Origin of the sequence: Moraxella atlantae NBRC 14588, from assembly GCF_001591265.1 — a bacterium.
In the GTDB taxonomy this organism is placed as follows: Bacteria; Pseudomonadota; Gammaproteobacteria; order Pseudomonadales; family Moraxellaceae; genus Faucicola; species Faucicola atlantae.
The window spans coordinates 74,416-94,025 of sequence record NZ_BCUL01000004.1 but is presented as its reverse complement, the minus strand read 5'-3'; the positions used below and the strand labels follow the sequence as shown (position 1 = coordinate 94,025).

At 49.4% G+C, this 19,610-nt stretch carries 17 protein-coding genes and 1 tRNA gene; 6 read left to right on the top strand and 12 right to left on the bottom strand.

The window, feature by feature from the left end:
• Positions 1–239 precede the first annotated feature (239 nt).
• Positions 240–1,991: an excinuclease ABC subunit UvrC gene (uvrC, locus tag MA2_RS03980; RefSeq protein WP_373279747.1), complete on the top strand. Its 1,752-nt coding sequence runs from the start codon at positions 240–242 to the stop codon at positions 1,989–1,991.
• 99 nt (positions 1,992–2,090) lie between these two features.
• On the opposite strand, the gene MA2_RS03975 is transcribed toward uvrC, so the two are convergent.
• Together MA2_RS03975 and MA2_RS03970 are read right to left on the bottom strand one after the other, a co-directional pair.
• Complete coding sequence (locus MA2_RS03975; protein WP_067056852.1) at positions 2,091–2,615, bottom strand: hypothetical protein; 525 nt, start codon at positions 2,613–2,615, stop codon at positions 2,091–2,093.
• A 145-nt stretch (positions 2,616–2,760) separates the two neighbouring features.
• The gene (locus tag MA2_RS03970; protein WP_067056849.1) at positions 2,761–3,519 is read right to left on the bottom strand and encodes a CatB-related O-acetyltransferase; all 759 of its coding nucleotides are present in this window, start codon (positions 3,517–3,519) and stop codon (positions 2,761–2,763) included.
• Positions 3,520–3,844: 325 nt separating this feature from the next.
• Between MA2_RS03970 and MA2_RS03965 the strand changes: the two genes are divergently transcribed.
• Positions 3,845–4,951 (top strand): NADH-dependent flavin oxidoreductase, encoded by a 1,107-nt coding sequence (locus MA2_RS03965; RefSeq protein ID WP_067056846.1) that lies wholly within the window; start codon positions 3,845–3,847, stop codon positions 4,949–4,951.
• Between the two features lie 98 nt (positions 4,952–5,049).
• Here the strand turns inward: MA2_RS03965 and MA2_RS03960 are convergent, their stop codons facing one another.
• Both MA2_RS03960 and tyrS read right to left on the bottom strand, forming a co-directional pair.
• On the bottom strand, positions 5,050–5,295 hold the full coding sequence (locus MA2_RS03960) for a DUF1653 domain-containing protein (protein ID WP_067056843.1): 246 nt from the start codon (positions 5,293–5,295) through the stop codon (positions 5,050–5,052).
• A gap of 14 nt (positions 5,296–5,309) precedes the next feature.
• Positions 5,310–6,521, bottom strand: coding sequence for a tyrosine--tRNA ligase (gene tyrS / locus MA2_RS03955; protein ID WP_067056839.1), 1,212 nt, complete (start codon positions 6,519–6,521; stop codon positions 5,310–5,312).
• A 286-nt stretch (positions 6,522–6,807) separates the two neighbouring features.
• Between tyrS and MA2_RS03950 the strand changes: the two genes are divergently transcribed.
• Positions 6,808–8,148 carry an anhydro-N-acetylmuramic acid kinase gene (locus tag MA2_RS03950; RefSeq protein ID WP_079352055.1) on the top strand — a complete coding sequence of 447 codons (1,341 nt, stop codon included), beginning with the start codon at positions 6,808–6,810 and terminating at the stop codon, positions 8,146–8,148.
• A gap of 19 nt (positions 8,149–8,167) precedes the next feature.
• Here MA2_RS03950 and MA2_RS03945 read toward each other — a convergent pair whose 3' ends face one another.
• The 3 genes from MA2_RS03945 to MA2_RS03935 form a co-directional block, all read right to left on the bottom strand.
• Complete coding sequence (locus MA2_RS03945; protein WP_067056836.1) at positions 8,168–9,187, bottom strand: alpha/beta hydrolase; 1,020 nt, start codon at positions 9,185–9,187, stop codon at positions 8,168–8,170.
• A 396-nt stretch (positions 9,188–9,583) separates the two neighbouring features.
• A tRNA-Phe gene (locus MA2_RS03940) sits at positions 9,584–9,659 on the bottom strand.
• Between the two features lie 122 nt (positions 9,660–9,781).
• On the bottom strand, positions 9,782–10,183 hold the full coding sequence (locus tag MA2_RS03935; protein WP_067057023.1) for a GNAT family N-acetyltransferase: 402 nt from the start codon (positions 10,181–10,183) through the stop codon (positions 9,782–9,784).
• A gap of 719 nt (positions 10,184–10,902) precedes the next feature.
• Between MA2_RS03935 and MA2_RS03930 the strand changes: the two genes are divergently transcribed.
• Complete coding sequence (locus MA2_RS03930; protein WP_067056833.1) at positions 10,903–12,771, top strand: ABC transporter ATP-binding protein; 1,869 nt, start codon at positions 10,903–10,905, stop codon at positions 12,769–12,771.
• Between the two features lie 244 nt (positions 12,772–13,015).
• Here MA2_RS03930 and hisA read toward each other — a convergent pair whose 3' ends face one another.
• Positions 13,016–13,750 (bottom strand): 1-(5-phosphoribosyl)-5-[(5-phosphoribosylamino)methylideneamino]imidazole-4-carboxamide isomerase, encoded by a 735-nt coding sequence (gene hisA / locus MA2_RS03920; protein WP_067056827.1) that lies wholly within the window; start codon positions 13,748–13,750, stop codon positions 13,016–13,018.
• Between the two features lie 256 nt (positions 13,751–14,006).
• Between hisA and nhaD the strand changes: the two genes are divergently transcribed.
• Positions 14,007–15,428, top strand: coding sequence for a sodium:proton antiporter NhaD (gene nhaD, locus MA2_RS03915; RefSeq protein WP_067056823.1), 1,422 nt, complete (start codon positions 14,007–14,009; stop codon positions 15,426–15,428).
• Between the two features lie 236 nt (positions 15,429–15,664).
• Positions 15,665–16,291: a superoxide dismutase SodB gene (gene sodB, locus MA2_RS03910; RefSeq protein ID WP_067056820.1), complete on the top strand. Its 627-nt coding sequence runs from the start codon at positions 15,665–15,667 to the stop codon at positions 16,289–16,291.
• 150 nt (positions 16,292–16,441) lie between these two features.
• Here the strand turns inward: sodB and panD are convergent, their stop codons facing one another.
• The 4 genes from panD to MA2_RS03890 form a co-directional block, all read right to left on the bottom strand.
• Positions 16,442–16,822 carry an aspartate 1-decarboxylase gene (gene panD, locus MA2_RS03905; RefSeq protein ID WP_067056817.1) on the bottom strand — a complete coding sequence of 127 codons (381 nt, stop codon included), beginning with the start codon at positions 16,820–16,822 and terminating at the stop codon, positions 16,442–16,444.
• A 154-nt stretch (positions 16,823–16,976) separates the two neighbouring features.
• Positions 16,977–17,579 carry an aminoacyl-tRNA hydrolase gene (gene pth, locus MA2_RS03900; protein WP_067056814.1) on the bottom strand — a complete coding sequence of 201 codons (603 nt, stop codon included), beginning with the start codon at positions 17,577–17,579 and terminating at the stop codon, positions 16,977–16,979.
• Positions 17,580–17,611: 32 nt separating this feature from the next.
• The gene (locus MA2_RS03895; protein WP_067056811.1) at positions 17,612–18,340 is read right to left on the bottom strand and encodes a 50S ribosomal protein L25/general stress protein Ctc; all 729 of its coding nucleotides are present in this window, start codon (positions 18,338–18,340) and stop codon (positions 17,612–17,614) included.
• 173 nt (positions 18,341–18,513) lie between these two features.
• The gene (locus MA2_RS03890) at positions 18,514–19,476 is read right to left on the bottom strand and encodes a ribose-phosphate pyrophosphokinase (RefSeq protein ID WP_067056808.1); all 963 of its coding nucleotides are present in this window, start codon (positions 19,474–19,476) and stop codon (positions 18,514–18,516) included.
• Positions 19,477–19,610: the final 134 nt, after the last annotated feature.

The window sequence follows — 19,610 nt, the reverse complement described above, 5'->3', positions numbered from 1 at the left end:
CCGCGTCAGTGTTAGACATCGACCAAAACAGCGGCACAGCAAGCGCGTCTGAAGTACAGCGCAATGCCGACATGACAAACGCGCAGCCCGATGCCCCGCACACGCCAAGCGAACCTGTTATCGGTGACGGTATCACCATCAACACCAGTATTCCACCCGTCTCTGCCACCACCGCCGAACGCAAAGCGTACCTCAATCACCTCATCAAACGCTTGCCCAATCTGCCAGGGGTCTACAAGATGGTGGGCAAAAACGGCGATATTTTGTATGTCGGCAAGGCAAAATCGCTCAAAAACCGCGTCAGCAGCTACTTTGCCAAGACCATCGACCATCCCAAAACGCGCGCCTTGGTGCAGCGTATTCATCACATAGACACCCTCATCACGCGCTCCGAAACCGAGGCACTGCTGCTAGAGCAGAACCTCATTAAGCTGCACCGTCCGCCCTACAACGTGCTGCTGCGCGACGACAAATCCTACCTGTACGTATTCATCTCTGCCGACAAACCCTACCCACGGCTGGCGTACGGGCGCGGCAAAGGGCAACACCAAAAGGGCAAGTTTTTTGGCCCGTTTCCGTCAGCGCACGCAGCAAAAGAAACCCTACTGCTTATGCAAAAAATGTTTCAGGTGCGCCAATGCACCAACACATTTTTTAAGGCGCGGCAGCGGCCGTGTCTTGAATACCAAATCAAGCGTTGCCGTGCGCCGTGTGTGGGGCTGGTATCGCCCGAGGATTACGCCGATGATGTCAATAACACCATTCGGTTTTTAAAAGGCGAGGGCAACGACTTGCAGGTGCGTTTGGTTGGCAAAATGGAGCAAGCCGCCGAGGACATGCAGTTTGAGCAAGCCGCGTTTTATCGCGATCAGCTATCCATGCTGCGCGAGGTGCAAGCCAAACAAGCCGTTTACACGGTCAAAGGTGAAGCCGACATCATCGCCATTGCCAGCCAAGCAGGCATCACCTGCGTGCACGTCATGAACGTGCGCGGTGGGCGCGTATTGGGCGGCAACAACTATTTTCCCGATGTCGACAGCCAGCAAGATCTTGCCGAAAACTTGTCAGAATTTGTCAGCTCATTTTATTTTCAAGTCAGTGATGACTTGCCCGATGACTTGATTGTAAGCCATGAACTGCCCGACCAAGCCGCCGTTGGCGATGCCTTAGCCGAGCAGTTTGGCAAAAAAGTCGCTATCAAAACCCGTGTACGTGAGCAACGTGCCGAATGGCTGAGCCTTGCCCAAATGAACGCCAACAACGCCCTCCAAACCAAACTTGGCGATTACCTCGAGGTCAAAGCGCGTTATCGGGCATTGCAAGACATCTTGCGTGATGCGCTTGACGGCAAAACGCTTGACCGCATCGAATGCTTTGACATTTCTCACACCATGGGCGAGGCAACCATCGCCAGCTGCGTGGTTTGCGACCAAGGTGGCTTGCGCAAACGCGACTATCGCCAATACGCCATCCATGGCATCACAGGCGGTGATGACTACGCCGCCATGCAGCAAGCCCTGACCCGTCGCTACAGCAAACAGCCGTTACCCGATTTATTGCTGATTGATGGCGGCAAAGGACAGCTCAACATGGCAAAAAATGTGCTGACCGAACTTGGTATTTTGGGGCAAACGCTGCTGGTTGGTGTGGCAAAAGGCGAGGGGCGCAAGGCGGGGCTTGAAGTGCTGCACTTTATCGACCGTGAACCGCTGGATTTACCACCTGACAGCAAAGCATTGCACCTGATTATGCACATTCGCGATGAGGCGCACCGCTTTGCCATCACCGCACACCGCAAAAAACGCGACAAACGCCGCGCAAGCTCGGTGCTAGAAGCCATTCCGGGTTTGGGTGAAAAGCGCCGCCGTGATTTGCTCAACCATTTTGGCGGCCTGCAGCAGCTACTGGGCGCGTCACAGGCAGAAATCGAACAAGTTCACGGCATCGGCAAAGTCATGGCAAATACCATTTATAAGGTACTGCATCACTAACCCCAAGCGGTGTGTAGTATTAGCTAAACCGTTATGTTAAAAGACTAAACCGTTAAAGGAATAAGCCGTTAAAATTTGGCTAAAAACTATAAGCCATGGTTATTGATCATCTGTGGCTGGTTGAAACGTGGTGTGCAGCCAGTTGTGTAATTCGGCTTTGAGCTCAGCGGCAAACTGGCGTGTGCGTGCCTCAACATAGCTGTCGATATTGGTTTGCAATTCAGCGGTAAATTGCGCAAAATCGGTATCGGCGGTGATGGCAGGCACTTGCAGCTCGGTCAAAGCGTGTTTGGGATCACGAATGGCATACACGCTGTGGGCAGTATGCGTTGCGTCGTGCTCGTTGGTGCTTGGTGGCACATATACAGGTTCGATGGGCTCGGCAGGGGTGGTAAACGGCGCATTTTCGCTGTTGCTGACCGCGCGGTTGAGTGCTTCGATTTGCTGTAAGGTTTCGACCGCTTCATGCAAATTATCAACTTGAAAGCTGAAGTTTTCTAGCTCGGTCTCAGGCTGCAGCAAAGTGTGAATATCCGCCAATTCTTGCATGATGGTGTGCTTGATGGCGGTTGGCGTTGCCAGCCAGCGCTGTGAAAACTGGTGTGAAAAAGCAAATCCTGACATAGCCGTGTGTTCCCAATCGTGCCGTTGGTCACCGTTGTCATGGCAACAACGGTGTGTAACCGACGTTATTTAACACGACATCGCGCCAAATAGCAAGCCTTACGGATGCGTATTGGGCGTAAAGTTGGACAGACTCAAGGACAGATCAGACCTTACCACCTGCTGCAAGCAATTTTTTGGCAGTGATGATTTTGGGTTTATGCACAATCGCTGTACCGTTAGCGATTTTTTTTTCCAAAACATCCAAAGCCGTCACAGGGTCAAGAAACGCCTTATGATCAAAATTAACAAATGAATAATTCCACCATTTGACACGCAATAACCGCGCAATCACGTCCTCGGAAAAACGGTATTTAATCAGTTTGGCAGGGTTGCCACCAACAATGGCATACGCTGGCACGTCTTTGACCACGTGTGAGTTTGCCGCCACAATCGCGCCATCGCCGATCTGAATGCCATTGGCAAGCGTCACGCCCTCGCCAATCCAAACATCGTTGCCAAAACGTGCGTTGTTCAGCGCGGTTTGTGTGGGTTCAACCGCAAAATCGGTATAACCGTTGTCCTCAAGATAGCGTGACATGATCACAAAATTGCCATCATAGGTGAAGGATGATGAGCTGATGCGCTCATATGGATGACGCTCGCCCATGAACTTCAATCCTGCGGCAATCGAGCAATAACGCCCAACCTTAAGCCACGTGGGCAAGCCTGACCAAGAATACGAAAACGAGCCCATCGAGCACAGCGTGCGATGCCCCATAAATGAACAGTACGGCTCAAGCCGTAAACTGGCATCAAAAAAGATATAGTCCTCTGGCTTGATAAAATTAAAGTCATCGTCTGCGCCCGAAAAATACACGCGCGATAGTAATTTTTTCTTTGCTTTGCCAAACTCGATGTGCATGATTTATTTCCTATTTTTGTGGCTTGTTTAGACTAAACTATAAAAGAGCACTCAAGCTGCGTCAAGCATTTGGTGGCAAATAATTTGAATGCATGGTTTTAAATTTTTGCCAAATTTTTAACACCCCTATGCATACAGCAAACTGCCCACTAGATAGATCAATAGATCACGATTAACATTTTTTTATCTACCAGTCTTGTTTTTTGCAGGTCATGGGCTTATCTAAAGCTTAGGCGTTTGTCTAAACTAACTAGCGCTGATATACAAAAAATCTTAATAATACCCTATATTGGACAATCCAGCCAACTAAGCTAAGGGCAACCGTATGCAAGCATTATTCACCCCCTTTACTCTCAACAATGGCGTGGAGCTCAAAAACCGCCTAGCCGTTGCACCCATGACACACTGGGCATCTGACGAGCACGGGCATTTAAGTGACGCTGAGCGCGAATTTTTGCGCGGACGTGCGACGGATTTTGGGCTGTTTATTACCGCCGCAACTTTGGTCACCCGTGAGGGCAAGGCATTTGCAGGGCAGCCATACGCCATCGACGACAACGACTTAGCAAGCTTGACCCAAACCGCCAACCTACTTAAACAACAAGGCGCTAAAGCGATTTTGCAAATCCATCACGGCGGCAAGCTGGCAGAAACAGACCTCATCGACGGGCGCGACAAGGTTGCCCCCAGCAATGATGCGGACACAGGCGCGCGCGCCGTCACCGAAGCAGAAATCCACGCGCTGATTCAGGGCTTTGCCAATGCCGCTCGTTTGGCGATTGCGGCAGGGTTTGATGGTGTGGAAATTCACGGTGCGAACGGCTATTTGATCCAACAATTTGTTTCGGGTCATAGCAACCGCCGCACCGATGATTGGGGTGGTAGCCGCGAAAAACGCCTAAAATTCCCGTTGGCAGTCATTGATGCGGTTGATGCGGTGCGCCAAGCGCATAACAAGCCAGAATTCATCGTCGGCTACCGTTTGTCCCCCGAAGAGCCCGAGGAGCAAGGCTTGACGATGGCAGATACCTTTGCGCTGATTGATGCATTGGTCGAAAAACCGTTGCAATACGTTCACGTGTCGTTGTGGGACTTTTTCTCCGAGCCGCGCCGCGATGCTAGCACCGACAAAACGCGTTTGGCGCATATCCATGAGCGCTTGGCAGGCAGACTGCCATTGATGGGTGTGGGTAATTTGCTGTCTGCTGAGGACATCGAGCGCGCGTACAACAGCGGCGTGGTTGAGCTGATCGGCTTGGGCAAGGCGGTGCTAATGAACCGCAACATGGCAACGTTGCTCAAACATGGCGACTATGCCAATATTGACACCGAGCTTGACCCCAACCGCAAAGACTACTATGGCTTTTCCGAAAAATTGTGGGAGCTTAATATGCAGCAACCTGCGTTTTTGCCTAAGGTTAAACAAGCCTAAATCAACACAAAAAAGCGTAATACAAAAAAGGGGCAGCCGATGTTTGCCCCTTTTTTACAGTCTTTTTACCAAAGCCTGTATCGCTAAAAATGCAAACCTCAACCGTGCGGCAATGGCTGGGCTAGCGCAAAGCGCGGCACGGTGTTGCCATCGACGCTGACGGTCTCAACAAACATCGCCAACGGGCGCACCCAAATGCCAAACTCACCGTATAGCGCACGGTACACCACCAGCCATTCCTCGGTTTCGCTGTGGCGGGCAAGGTGCAAAACGTGATAAAAATCGCCTTTGTAATGCTGATAAATACCGAGCGTCAATGGCGGCGTAGTGGTGTAAGCTGTCATCTGTTTGACCTTGTCTAAACCAACGTAACTTTAGCGTACGCTTTTTTGCCTGCTTGGATGACCACAGTTTGCCCACGGGTAAGCGCAAAGTTGTTATTCACCACGTGTCCATCGACTTTGACCGATTGATTTTTGAGCAAATCCTTGGCTTGGGCAGAGTTTTTAGCCAGTTCGGCTTGGTTAAGCACTTGGGTGATAAACATTTGTTCGCTATCGGCAGGTACCTCTAAAGTCACCTCGGGCAAGTCAATCGGCAATTCGCCGTCGGCAAGCACGTTACCTGCCGATTTGTGCGCATTGGCAGCAGCATCGGCATCGTGAAAACGCTCAATCAACTCCAATGCTAAGATTTTTTTTAGCTCTTGCGGATTGCGACCGTTTGCCATCTCGGTAAGCAAGGCTTCAACCTCAGCCATTGGCTTAAAGCTAAGCAGCTCAAAATAACGCGGAATTAAGCTATCGGGCATGGATAGGATTTTTTGGTACATGCTACCTGCGCTGTCATAAATCCCGATGTAATTGCCCAATGACTTGGACATTTTATTGACTCCGTCAAGCCCTTCTAAAATTGGCACAGTGATACACACTTGTGCAGGCTGTCCATATCGCCCTTGCAAGGTGCGCCCCATCAGCAGGTTAAAGGTCTGGTCGGTGCCGCCAAGCTCGACATCGGCGCGCATGGCAACCGAATCATAGCCTTGCACCAATGGGTACAAAAATTCATGAATTGAAATCGGGGTTTGTGAGTGATAACGCTTAGAAAAGTCATCGCGCTCTAGCATTCGCGATACGGTTTGCTGACTGGCAAGGCTGATCATATCTCCTGCCGACATTTTGCTAAACCATTGAGAATTGAACATCACTTGCGTTTTGGCAGGGTCAAGAATTTTAAACACCTGTTCTTTGTAGGTTTCTGCGTTGGCGGCAACTTGTTCTTCTGACAACGGCGGACGGGTGGCATTTTTGCCCGTCGGATCACCGATGCGTGCGGTGTAATCGCCAATCAAAAACAGCACCTCATGCCCCAAGTCTTGAAAATGCTTGAGTTTGTTGATCAGCACCGTATGACCAAAGTGTAAATCAGGTGCAGTCGGGTCAAACCCTGCCTTGATTCGCAGTGGACGGTTTTGCTTGAGTTTGTCTAGCAAGTCTTGTTCAGAAATAATTTCATGGGTGCCACGACGAATCAGCTCAAGCTGCTGTTCGGGAGGTAAAAAATCACTCATCGGATATCCTGTCTTAAAATTGGTTAAAGCTACGGTTCAATTTAACGTATTAAAAGATTTTGTAAACACTTTGTTTGGCTGCCAAAAAAAAGCAAAGCCGTTGTTGGGTTGCATCGTAAGAAAAGGTTGTGTCATTATAGCAAAGTTTTTAGCAAGTTTGCCGCCCACCCGTGCAACGCGTCGAGGGCATTTTTTCGTCTATATTTTTCACCATCTAACAGGTCTGCCCATGAGCAATAATCCTCAAAACCCGATGTCACCGTTTGATGTACCCACTGATTTGGGTATGGCAAATCTACCCTTTGACGAGGCGTTTATCAACCAGTTTGGCGAATTACTGGGCGCGATGACCGAACCGCTGCGCTACGACCAAACAGATATGCTGGCGGATACACCATATTTGGTAGGTATCATGTCAGGCACCAGTTTAGATGGCATGGACGCGGTGCTGTGTCAGTTTCACGAAATCGACGCGGACAATGATGAGCCGATTGAGCTGCTTGCGACGGCTAGTTTGCCATTTGATGATGAGTTGCGCTCGGCATTGTTGGCATTGAGTACACCAAACGGCGTTAGCGAATGGTTGGCGCAACGTATGACGACAGATAAGAGCCAGCCAGATTTTGCCAGTGAGTTGGATGTGTTTGGTTGGGCAAGTGTGCGCTATGCCGAGCTTGCCAGCGAATTGGTCGGCGAGCTGCTGCGTCATGCGCACGTACTGCCTGAGGAGATTGCGGCAATCGGCTGTCATGGGCAAACTGTGCGCCATCGTCCCGAATGGCACTTTAGCCTACAGCTGTTGGACGCCAATTTATTGGCTGAGCGCACGGGCATTGCGGTGGTCAGTGATTTTCGCCGCCGTGATATGGCAGTGGGCGGACAAGGCGCGCCCTTGGTGCCTGCGTTTCATCAAGCCATGTTTGGACAGTTTGTGCAGGACGCTGCGCCGTGGGTGGTGCTAAACTTAGGCGGTGTGGCAAACATCACCGTGTTGGCAAAGCCAGCGACAGACGAACCAGCCGATACAGATGCTGCCGTGGTTGGTTTTGATACAGGTCCTGCCAATCTGCTGCTTGATGGCTGGTGTCAGCGTCACACAGGCAAGGCGTACGATGACAATGGCGCGTGGGCAAAATCGGGCACGGTGATTGAGCCGTTATTGACCGCGTTGTTGCAGCATGAATTTTTTGCCAAACCTGCGCCCAAAAGTACAGGGCGTGAGGCATTTAACTTGGCATGGCTTGATGATGTGCTGGCACAAGTTGCCGCCGCAAATTCCGATTTGACGCTAGCCCCTGCCGATGTGCAAGCTACCTTGACCGAGCTGACCACCATCACAGTGGCGCAAGCGATTTTAGCCGAGCTTGGACAAACAGATGACAGCGCGCACGGCACTTTGTTGGTCTGCGGCGGTGGCGCGTACAATGGCTTTTTGCTCAAGCGCTTAGCGGTATATTTGCCAAACTTTAGCATTAAATCCACCGATCGCGTGGGCTTAGCGGCAAAATGGGTCGAGGCGGCGGCGTTTGCGTGGCTGGCGCGGCAGACCCTAACCAACCAAACAGGCAATTTACCAAGTGTGACAGGCGCGAACAAGGCGGTGGTATTGGGGCAGGTGTGTTTTTAGGCGGTTGAGTCTTGCAAAGTTATTGCTTGGGCAAGCTGTCAAACCATGTCAAAAACGCCTGCCGCCAACCCGTCGTTGGCGTGTTGGGCTTGCCCATGCCCCAACCATGCCCACCGCTGGCATACAGCTGCAACGTGGACGCAACGCCTGCTTGCTGAAGTTTGGTGTATAACACCTGACTTTTTGCCACAGGTGCAATGCGGTCATCAACGGCATGGGCAATGAACATCGGCGGTGTATCCGATGTGATAGCAGTTTCAACCGAGTAGGCAGCTTCGGCTTGGTGCAATGCCGACAACGTAATCATACCCATCTGCTGTTTTTTTTGCCAATCGCCCAACAATATTTTGTAAGAGCGACTGCGATTGTTGGGTGGAAGCATACTGACGATGGGATACAGTAAAACCGCGAAATCAGGACGCGTTGTTGGTGATGGGGTTGTGCTAGCGCTAGCCTTAGCATTTGGCGTGTTGGCATAATCAATGTGTGGATGCGTGGCTATCATGCCTGCGATATGTCCCCCTGCCGAAAAACCCATCACCCCAATACGCTGATAGCCATACCTTGCCGCCAACCCACGCGCCAATCGCATCGCCTGCTGGGCATCTGCCCAAGCCACGGTTGGATTTGTCCAGCCCTCGTCTGGCAAGCGATAAATGGTGTTAAATACCGTAAAACCTTGTACTGCCAGCCACTGAGCGATAGGCGTACCTTCATGGCCAAGTTGCTCACGCGCATAGCCGCCACCGCTGAACACGATGATGGCCGTATGGCGGTTTTGGCTATCAGCAGCTGGTAAAGACAGCATAACCCGAGGGCTACGCACATCGGTTACCGCACCCTGCGCGCTCGCTTGCTCCGTTGGCAACGGCGTGTCTTTGCCCCAATCGTGTTGAAGTTTAGAAGATGACCATAAAACGATGGTTTGAGCAGGTTCGATCCCACTGGCCGAGGCTTGCCCCATGGTCAAAAGCCCCCCACAAATACCGACCAGCACGGTATTAAACTTTTGGACAAACTTGCGGCGAATCAAAGGCATATCAAGCACTGGTAATTGACTTCCTCCCCTCCCTATCGTTCGGGGATTCCTTCTGCAAGACGGTGAAGCCCCACCGCAAACCTAAGACAATGGCAACCGCCCGTACGACACACCGTACATCTTAGGTTCTTATTTTAAGCTAATCCTACCGTTAGGATTGTCATAGACACGAATTAGCTTAAGTGTGTGTTTGGAAACGTCTTACCAGTTAAGTTACTGCGTACTCGCAATTTAGTCTTAACTTAACTGTGGAATGTAAGACATTGAATATAGTGAGATGAGTATAGCAAAACTCATCGCATTTAACAATTGCCTTATATCCACCGCCTGAAGTCGGTGGTTTTACGGCAACGAATGATAAAAAAACCCAAACCAACAGGTTTGGGTTTTTGGATATGGTGGCGTGAGGCAGGATCGAACTGCCGACACACGGATTTTCAATCCGTTGCTCTACCGACTGAGCTATCGCGCCATATGTGAGGCATTATTTAACCAAAAAAAACCTGACTTGTCAAACATTATTTATCATTATCGAGAAAATTTTTATCAAAATCTATCAATTTGTTTGCCAACAGCGTATTGAGTAGCTATTGCTTAGCCCAACAGTTCATAGTGGGTCAAAATCCGCAAAATATCGCCGTCATTGCTGGCAAAACGCGTAACACCCAATTTGCGCTCGCTGTCAGTGGTTTGTTTGATGAGTTTTGCATCAATAGCGCGTCCGCGATTGGCGGGGTGCACGGCAAGGTGGGCAAGCCTGCGTTGTCCATCAATCCCATCATCAAGGCTCGCCACGGCGGCAATCGGGCGGTCATTGAACATGCCGACGTACAGTCGCCCACCACGCGCAAATAGCCCGTTGAAGGTCGCAATTGCGGTTTGCCCATCGGCAAATTCGTGGCTATCTTCGTATAGCTTGGCGATACGGGCGGCAAGTTCAGGGTCGTCGATGCGGTTATGGCTAAAATCTTGGATGGCAATGCTTTCTAGTGGCATGGTGGTTACTTTTTGATGTGCCAATTTTGATGTGCCAATTTTTACAAGCAGTTTGTTGACTTCCTCCCCTCCCTATCGTTCGGGGATTCCTTCTGCAAGACGGTGAAGCCCCACCGCAAACCTAAGACAATGGCAACCGCCCGTACGACACACCGTACATCTTAGGTTCTTATTTTAAGCTAATCCTACCGTTAGGATTGTCATAGACACGAATTAGCTTAAGTGTGTGTTTGGAAACGTCTTACCAGTTAAGTTACTGCGTACTCGCAATTTAGTCTTAACTTAACTGTGGAATGTAAGACATTGAATATAGTGAGATGAGTATAGCAAAACTCATCGCATTTAACAATTGCCTTATATCCACCGCCTGAAGTCGCAGGTTTACGGCAACGAATGATAAACCGATTGCTGGGGTTATTTTAGCAAATTTGGCTGGATAAATTTTAGTCAAATTCCGTATAGTTTTTGCTCAACATACACGCGATGTGTCATGATAAGCTTTGAGCACGGGCGTTACATTTGTTTGCATTCGTCTGCCTTGCAGACGCATTGAGCATGTTACAATCGAATTGCGCAGCCGATGTTGAATTATTAAGTTTTACCACAATAAAACGCATGGTTATTAAGACAAATCATGTATTATAGTTACCCGAATAATAAACGCTTAGCCATTTAAACTGTCAGGCTTAAATAAGCCAATTGATCAAAGGTCATGCCTTATGCCAATTATGCGCTGGTTTGAAAACCGCCTTAACCCATATCCCGATGATGATTATCACCTGCCGACTGATAGCCTGATTAAGTTTTTGTGGGCGTGCAGCAAGGGCTTGCGCGGTTGGATTTTGGCGTTGATGGTGCTTACGGGGCTGGTCGGGGTGTATGAATCGCTGCTGTTTGCGTGGATTGGGCAGGTGGTTGATTGGCTATCGGTCTACACACCACAGACGCTATGGCAGCATAAAGGTGATGCGCTGTTGGGTATGTTGGCGGTGCTGTTGGTCAGTCCGTTTGTCGTCGCGCTCAGCTCGTTGATTCATTTTCAGGTCATTCAAGGCGTGTTTCCCATGCAGATGCGTTGGCGGTTTCACCGTCAGATGCTGGGGCAGTCGATGCAGTTTTATCAAAATGAGTTTTCGGGGCGTGTGTCGGCAAAGGTCATGCAAACGGCGTTGGCAGTGCGTGATACCATCATGACTGTGGCAGATATGTTCGTCTATGTGCTGGTGTATTTTGTCAGCAGTGGCGTGATTTTGGCGCGGCTTGATGGCTGGTTATTGTTGCCGTTTGTGCTGTGGTTGGTGTTGTTTGTCGCTTCGGTGGCGTTTTTTATCCCAAGACTCAAAGCGTCTGCCAGTCGGCAAGCCGATGCACGTGCGCTGATGACGGGGCGCGTCACCGATGCGTATGCCAATATCATGACAGTCAAATTATTTAGTCATTCACGGCGCGAATTAAGCTATGCTAAATCCGCCATGAATCAATTTTTGGGCACGGTACATGACCAGATGCGCTGGGTATCACGGTTTGAAATTGTCAATCACACCATCAATGTGTTGTTGGTCGGCTCAACCGTCGCGCTCGGGTTGTATTTGTGGCGGCACCAAAACCTATCTGTCGGGGCGATTGCGGCAGCTACCGCGATGGCGCTGCGGCTTAATGGCTTGACACATTGGATCATGTGGCAGACTGCTAGCCTATTTGAGGGTATTGGCACGGTGCAAGATGGCATGAAAACGCTATCTAAACCGCATACCGTGGTCGATCAACCTAACGCAAAACAACTGGTCGTCCAGCGCGGTGATATCGTGTTTGACCATGTGGATTTTAGCTACGGCAAAAAGGGCAGTCAGGCGCGTAAAGGCGACAAAGCCGCGCAAAAACTGCTTGATGATTTTAATTTGCACATCAAGGCAGGGGAAAAAATCGGACTGGTTGGGCGTTCAGGCGCAGGCAAATCGACGTTGGTTAATCTGCTGCTGCGCTTTTATGATGTTGAAAACGGTAAAATTTTGCTCGATGGGCAGGACATCAGCGAGGTAACCCAAGAAAGCCTACGCCAGCAAATCGGCATGGTAACACAAGACACCTCGCTGCTGCACCGCAGTGTGCGTGATAACATCGCTTACGGTCGCCCCGATGCCAGCGAAGCCGACATCATCGCCGCCGCCAAACAGGCGCATGCGTGGGAGTTTATCCAAACCCTATCCGATGCCAAAGGTAACACGGGGCTTGATACCCAAGTGGGTGAGCGCGGCGTTAAGCTCTCTGGTGGGCAGCGTCAGCGCATTGCCATTGCGCGCGTGATGCTCAAAAACGCACCAATTTTGCTGCTGGATGAAGCCACCAGCGCGCTTGATAGCGAAGTTGAGCACGCGATTACCGACAGCCTCAATGAGATGATGGCAGGCAAGACCGTGATTGCGATTGCTCACCGTTTATCGACGATTGCCGCGCTTGATCGTCTGGTAGTGATGGATCAAGGGCGGATTGTTGAGCAAGGCTCGCACCAAGAATTGCTTGCCAAAGGTGGTGTGTATGCACGGCTATGGCAACGGCAAAGCGGTGGGTTTTTGGGTAAAGATGATTGAGCAGATCAGTCACGTATTTAGCCAAACAATTCTGCCTGGCTTTTTAGGCAAAGTAGCTCATAAGATGACGTAGCTTGAGTTTATCATCGTAGGGCTGCTGCACCAGCCCCAAATCAAGCCTTACCTTGCAATCGCGGTAGCCTTTGCAATAGATATGCGTTGAGTGTATACCACCAGCCAGTGGTTGGTAACGCGCGGCGCATTCATGGTAGGACACAATAACAAACGCGTCCAGCTTAACCAATTACTGCGCGCTATCCAACAACGCCTGCGCTTGCTTGATATCTAACGAGCCCTCATAAATCGCCCGTCCCGTGATAATTCCTGCCAAATGCGCGCGATATGGCAGCAGCCGCTCGATATCGCCCAAATCTGTCACCCCGCCCGATGCGATCACAGGCAGCCCACACGCTTGCGCCAAGCCCACGGTTTGCTCAACATTTACGCCCTGCATCATGCCATCGCGCGCAATATCGGTATACACAATCGCTGACACGCCTGCATCGGCAAAGCGTTTAGCAAGCTCGGTTGCGCGTGTATCAGTGACATTCGCCCAGCCATGCGTTGCCACCATACCGTCTTTGGCATCAATGCCAACGATGATATGCCCAGCAAACTCACGGCAAGCTTGTTCGACAAATTCAGGTTGTTCGACCGCCTTGGTGCCGATGATGATGCTACTAAGCCCTGCTGCCAAATACTGCTCGATGGTACGCAAGCTGCGTACTCCACCGCCCAACTGGATTGGCAAATCAGGATGCGCCGCTGCAATCGCCGTCACCACTGACTTATGGACAGGCACACCATCAAACGCACCGTTTAAATCCACCAAATGCAGCCGCCGCGCACCTTGTGTCACCCAATGCGCTGCCATCGCCACAGGGTCATCGCTAAATACCGTGTCATCTTCCATACGTCCTTGCTTAAGGCGTACGCATTTGCCGTCTTTGAGGTCAATCGCAGGGATTAGCAAAGTCATCGCTTGTCCTTTAATTATGAAAAATTTTTAACGTATAATCAAATACTTAATACGCACCTAACCGCACCAAGTCTAGCACGGCTAAACGGTTTTACCGTATAATGCGTCATTTGGGCAAAATAATCCAGCAAAATTGTCGCAAAGTTGGGCGTATTAAGTTACAGCAAGCCACCGCTAGCGTGGGTAAGGCAATCCACCCGATCATAACCAACCGACAATGAGTAATTAGGAGGCAAGGGTGTCGCTAACGATTTTAATGGCAGCGGTATTTGTATTGGGCTATTTGGCGATTGCCTTTGAGCACACCATTTACGTGAATAAAGCTGCCAGTGCCTTACTGACGGCGGTGCTACTGTGGGTGCTGTTATCGTTTGGTATGGGTCATGGAGTAGGGCAAAACGGTATCGGTGCAGAACTTGCCGAGCATCTGGCAGAAGTGTCAGAAATTCTGTTTTTCTTGTTGGGCGCGATGACAATTGTCGAGTTGATCGATGCCCATGACGGTTTTCGCGTTATCACAGATCGTATCAGCACCCAAAGCGTCACCAAACTGATGTGGATTATCGGCACGTTGGCGTTTTTCTTGTCTGCGCTGTTGGATAATTTGACCACCACCATTGTCATGATATCGCTGGTTGCCAAGCTAATTGATGACAAAGAACTGCGTTGGTACTTTGCAGGGCTGGTTGTCATTGCAGCCAACGCGGGCGGCGCGTGGTCACCGATCGGCGATGTCACCACCACCATGTTGTGGATTGGCGGACAAATCAGCGCACTTGGCATCATGCGCGATGTGTTGTTGCCAAGTTTGGTCTGTGCGATGGTGCCGATGGCATTGCTTAGCATGAAGTTTAAAGGGCGCACCTTTAGCCCACTGACTGCTCACGCCTCAAGCCGTCATACCCCTGCCTTGGCAAACATCGACCCCAATACCGACCCCATGCCCAAGCAAATCCACGCGCTTAGAGTCGATATTCATGACGAGATTCAAGCCAGTATCAGCCCCACGCTGCGCCGCGGTATTTTAGCACTGGGGCTAGGTGCGTTGGCATTTGTGCCCGTGTTCAAAACCGCCACCCATTTACCGCCGTATATGGGCGTGCTGTTCGGGCTTAGCATTGTCTGGATGGTTGCGGCATTAACCCACCGCCAACAAGATGACTATATCAAAGAGCGCATCGGTATCGAGGGTGTATTAAAGCGCGTTGATATGCCCAGTATTTTATTTTTCTTGGGGATTTTGCTGGCAGTCGGGGCATTGGCGACAGCAGGTATTTTGGCCGATGTTGCCGCGTGGCTTGATGGGCATTTTGGTAACATTTACGTCATCAACATGCTGATTGGTCTGCTGTCCTCACTGGTTGATAACGTGCCGCTTGTGGCAGGCGCGATGAATATGTATCCGTTGGCTACTGATGCCACCATTGCCCAAGCCACGGGCGCGGAGGCAGCGCGGCTTGCCATATTTAGCCATGACGGGGTATTTTGGAAGTTTTTGGCGTATTGTGCAGGCACAGGTGGCAGCTGCTTGATCATTGGCTCGGCAGCAGGCGTTGCCGCGATGGGCATGGAGAACATCTCGTTTGGTTGGTATCTCAAAAAAATCGCTTGGTTGGCATTGGTGGGCTACCTAGCAGGTGCAGCAGTGTACATTGCGATTACGCTATTATTTGGTTAAAAAATTTTTGATGAAAAACCGTCTGGCTCAAGTTTTTACGTCGGGTTAAGTCGTGCATATCACCGTTGCGTTTGATAAACTTTCGCCTACCAAACCACAACACAAGAGACGGCAAAATTTGCTATTTTATTACCCAATAATTCACTGATATCTGCTCAGTGAATTATGTTAAAGTCAAAAATTTTCTTAAATAATAGCCATTGAGTAGTTATTTAGCCAACGTTAAGGAAAAAATTATGTCACAAGTTACCCTACCAGACCTACCTTACAGTAAAGACGCACTAGAACCACATATCAGCGCCGAAACTTTAGAATTTCACCATGACAAACACCACGCAGCCTACGTCAATAAACTAAACGAGTTGCTACCTGGTTCAGGTTTAGAAGGCAAAGAGCTTGATGAAATCATCAAAGCCAGCGCCAAAGATGATAGCAAAACCGCTATTTTTAACCAAGCGGCACAAGTGTGGAACCACACCTTCTACTGGAACAGCATGACGCCAAACGGTGGCGGTGAGCCAACAGGTGAACTAAAAGATAAAATCAACGAAGCATTTGGCTCGTATGCCAAATTCCGTGAAGAATTTAAAAACGCGGCGGTTAGTCAATTTGGTTCAGGTTGGGCATGGTTGGTTGCTGACAGTGAAGGCGGCAAACTATCAATCATGAAAACTTCTAACGCCGATACACCGATGGTACATGGCAAAGTTGCCGTCTTGACTTGCGATGTGTGGGAACACGCTTATTACATCGACTATCGCAACCGTCGCCCTGACTATGTTGATACATTCCTAGATAATTTGGTAAATTGGGAATATGCCAATGCTAAATATCACGAAAGATCAGCAGGTGTAGAAGAATAATCACTTGTTAAATGATCAAAAAAACGCTTTCATCACGAAAGCGTTTTTTTATTGGCTACGCTACAGCATGGCTGTTGATATACGTAAAAAAAGCAGCTTTGACGGTGAGCTGCTTTTTGAGCACTGCATATTTTGCGATAACGCCATAAGTTATGACACTTGCACAGGAATCACGTTTGCCGTATCTTTAACCACATTGCCTTCACCAAGATATACCAAACGCGGCTGGTGCGTATCCGCCTCTTGCTCATCCATCTGTGCATAAGCGGCGATAATGACGATATCATCTAAGTCTGCCATGTGTGCCGCTGCACCATTGAGCGAAATCATTTTTGAGCCTGCCTCAGCACGGATAGCATAAGTACGAAAACGCTTGCCATTGGTCACGTTGTAAATATCGATGGATTCATTTTCGCGAATACCTGCCAAGTCCAATAGCTCGCTATCAATACCACATGAACCCTCATAATGCAGCTCACAATGCGTCACACGTGCTCGATGAAGCTTGGCTTTTAACATCGTCAATAACATGGCAAATTCCTAGATAGTAGAACAAAGGTGTCCCATTGGATAGAACGAATAAGGCGCAACGCCTAGATTTGATTGCTAGGTAAGACCTAATTGGGTAAAAATCAAGACTTGGGCAAACTAGATCTGGACAAATTAAATAAGATAGTACAGAAAATTATTCAGCAGCAAAGCCATGCAGCGTTTGTTGCGCAGATGCAATATTGCCAGCGACTAAATCGGGCAGTTCTTGCATGGTAGCGTCTAACATACGTTCAAGCACAATGCGTTCATCCGATGTTGGCGCGCTCATCACATAACCCACGACCAATGATTTGTGCCCAGGATGTCCAATCCCTAAACGCAAACGATAAAAATCTGCTCCCAAACATGGCATGATATCACGCAGCCCATTATGACCGCCGTGTCCACCGCCAAGCTTCAAACGAACTCGCCCGACAGGCAAATCTAGCTCATCATGGGCAATTAAAATCTGATTGGGTGGGATAGCAAAAAACTGGCTAAGCGGGCACACCGATTGCCCCGACGCATTCATAAAAGTAGCTGGTAGCAGCAGGCGCACCTCGTGGCCTGCCACTTGCCCACGTCCGACTAAACCGTGAAACTTCTTGTCTTGGCTAAGCTTGATGCCATACTCATCGGCAATACGCTGAACCAACCAAAAACCTGCATTATGCCGCGTTTGGGCGTACTGTGCACCGGGATTGCCTAATCCAACGATGAGCTTAAGATTAGGCGATGTGTTAGACCGATCGGACATGGATTTCATCACAATATCAAACAAACACGCAATTACTCGTCATCGCTCTTAGGCGCGTCATGCGTATCGTCTTGAGCTTGTACCTTACGCGCTTCTTCATCATCTTCAGTTGAGCGAGTACCTGCACCTTCTTCGTGCTCTTCAGGCTCAATAGGCTCTTCAACAGGCTCAAGCGTTGGTGCTTGCATGGTTGCAACAGTACGGTTGAATGGCTCTTCAACTTCCAATTCACGAATGGCCACGCCTTCAGGCATGTTGATATCCATCAAGTGAATTGAATCGCCCACTGCCATGCCTGATACATCGATGCTGATAAATTCAGGAATTTTCGATGGGATACAGGTGATTTCAAGATCAGTTGCGTTTGAAACGAAGATACCGCCTTCTTTGGTACCTGGTGCGTCTTCAATACCCACATAATGTAGAGGTACAGTCACGTTCATGGCCTGACCACGAACAATACGCTGAAAATCAGCATGCATTGGGGTGTTTTTGGCAGGATGACGTTGCAACGCTTTGATGATAACTTCTTCAGCTTCTTGACCTTCAACGTTGATAGTCAAAATGTGTGAGAAAAACGCTTCGTTTTGTAGCGATTTAATCAACTCATTGTAGCGCAAAGACACTGATAGTGGCTCTTTGTCTGCACCGTATACGATAGCAGGCACGAGGTTTTGCTTACGCAGGCGGCGGCTCGCACCTTTACCTTGCTGATCGTCGCTACGCACGACAGCGTTTAGCGTAAAATCTTGTTGGCTCATGGAAAAATTCCTTTGCTGGTAAAAAATAAATCACCAAACCATCGTTACCAGTCTGGTGATACATCAAACGGGCAGTATTTGCGACCAATACTACCTGTTGCCATTTTTAGTCAGATAAAACTATATATTTATTCATAATATCTAACAAAAATGGCAAAAAATTGTAAATCTTATTAGAAATTCATATCAAAAATATCAAACATCGCGCTGAGTGACTCTTCGTTATTGATACGACGCAATGCTTCTGCCAACATCGGCGCAATAGTGACCTGACGGATTTTGTCACACGCTTGGGCAGCAGGCGATAATGGAATGGTGTCAGTCACGACGATTTCGTCCAAATAAGACGCGCTAATTGTTTCAATTGCCTTACCCGATAGCACAGGGTGGGTGATATAGCCCACCACACGGCGCGCACCGTTTTCTTTGAGGGCAGCAGCAGCTTTGCACAGCGTACCTGCGGTATCGACCATATCATCGATGATCACACAGTCGCGGTCTTCCACATCACCGATGATATGCATCACTTGCGACTCATTGGCGCGCGCACGGCGTTTATCGATGATTGCCATGTCTGCATCGCCCAGCGATTTTGCCATGGCACGCGCACGCACCACACCGCCAACGTCAGGTGACACCACCATCAAGTTTTCATAATGCTGTTGGCGCAAATCTTTGAATAGCACAGGTGTGCCGTAAATGTTATCAACGGGAATGTCAAAAAAACCTTGGATCTGATCAGAGTGCAAGTCCACCGTTACCACGCGGTCAATACTAACGATGTTGAGCATATCGGCAACGACTTTGGCAGAAATAGGCACCCGTGCTGAGCGTGGGCGGCGATCTTGACGCGCATAGCCAAAATATGGCATCACCGCCGTGATTCGTCCTGCACTGGCACGACGCAGCGCATCTGCCATCACCATTAATTCCATCAAATTGTCATTGGTAGGTGCGCAGGTAGATTGCAAAATAAAGACATCTTTACCGCGTACGTTTTCTTGTATTTCAACCGCGATTTCACCATCCGAAAAGCGCGTCACATCCGCACGCCCCAGTGGAATATGCAAGTGATTGGTGACGTTTTTTGCCAATTCGGGGTGGGCATTGCCCGTAAAAATCGCTAAATACGGCATAGCTATTTCCTATCACGGCTGCAAGTCATACGATCCAACTCGTTTTACCAAAACAAAAATACCCATCAAACAACGCGCTTTGGCATATTTTGAAGGGTATAGCAATATCTAGGTATCACGATTTAATCGATGTT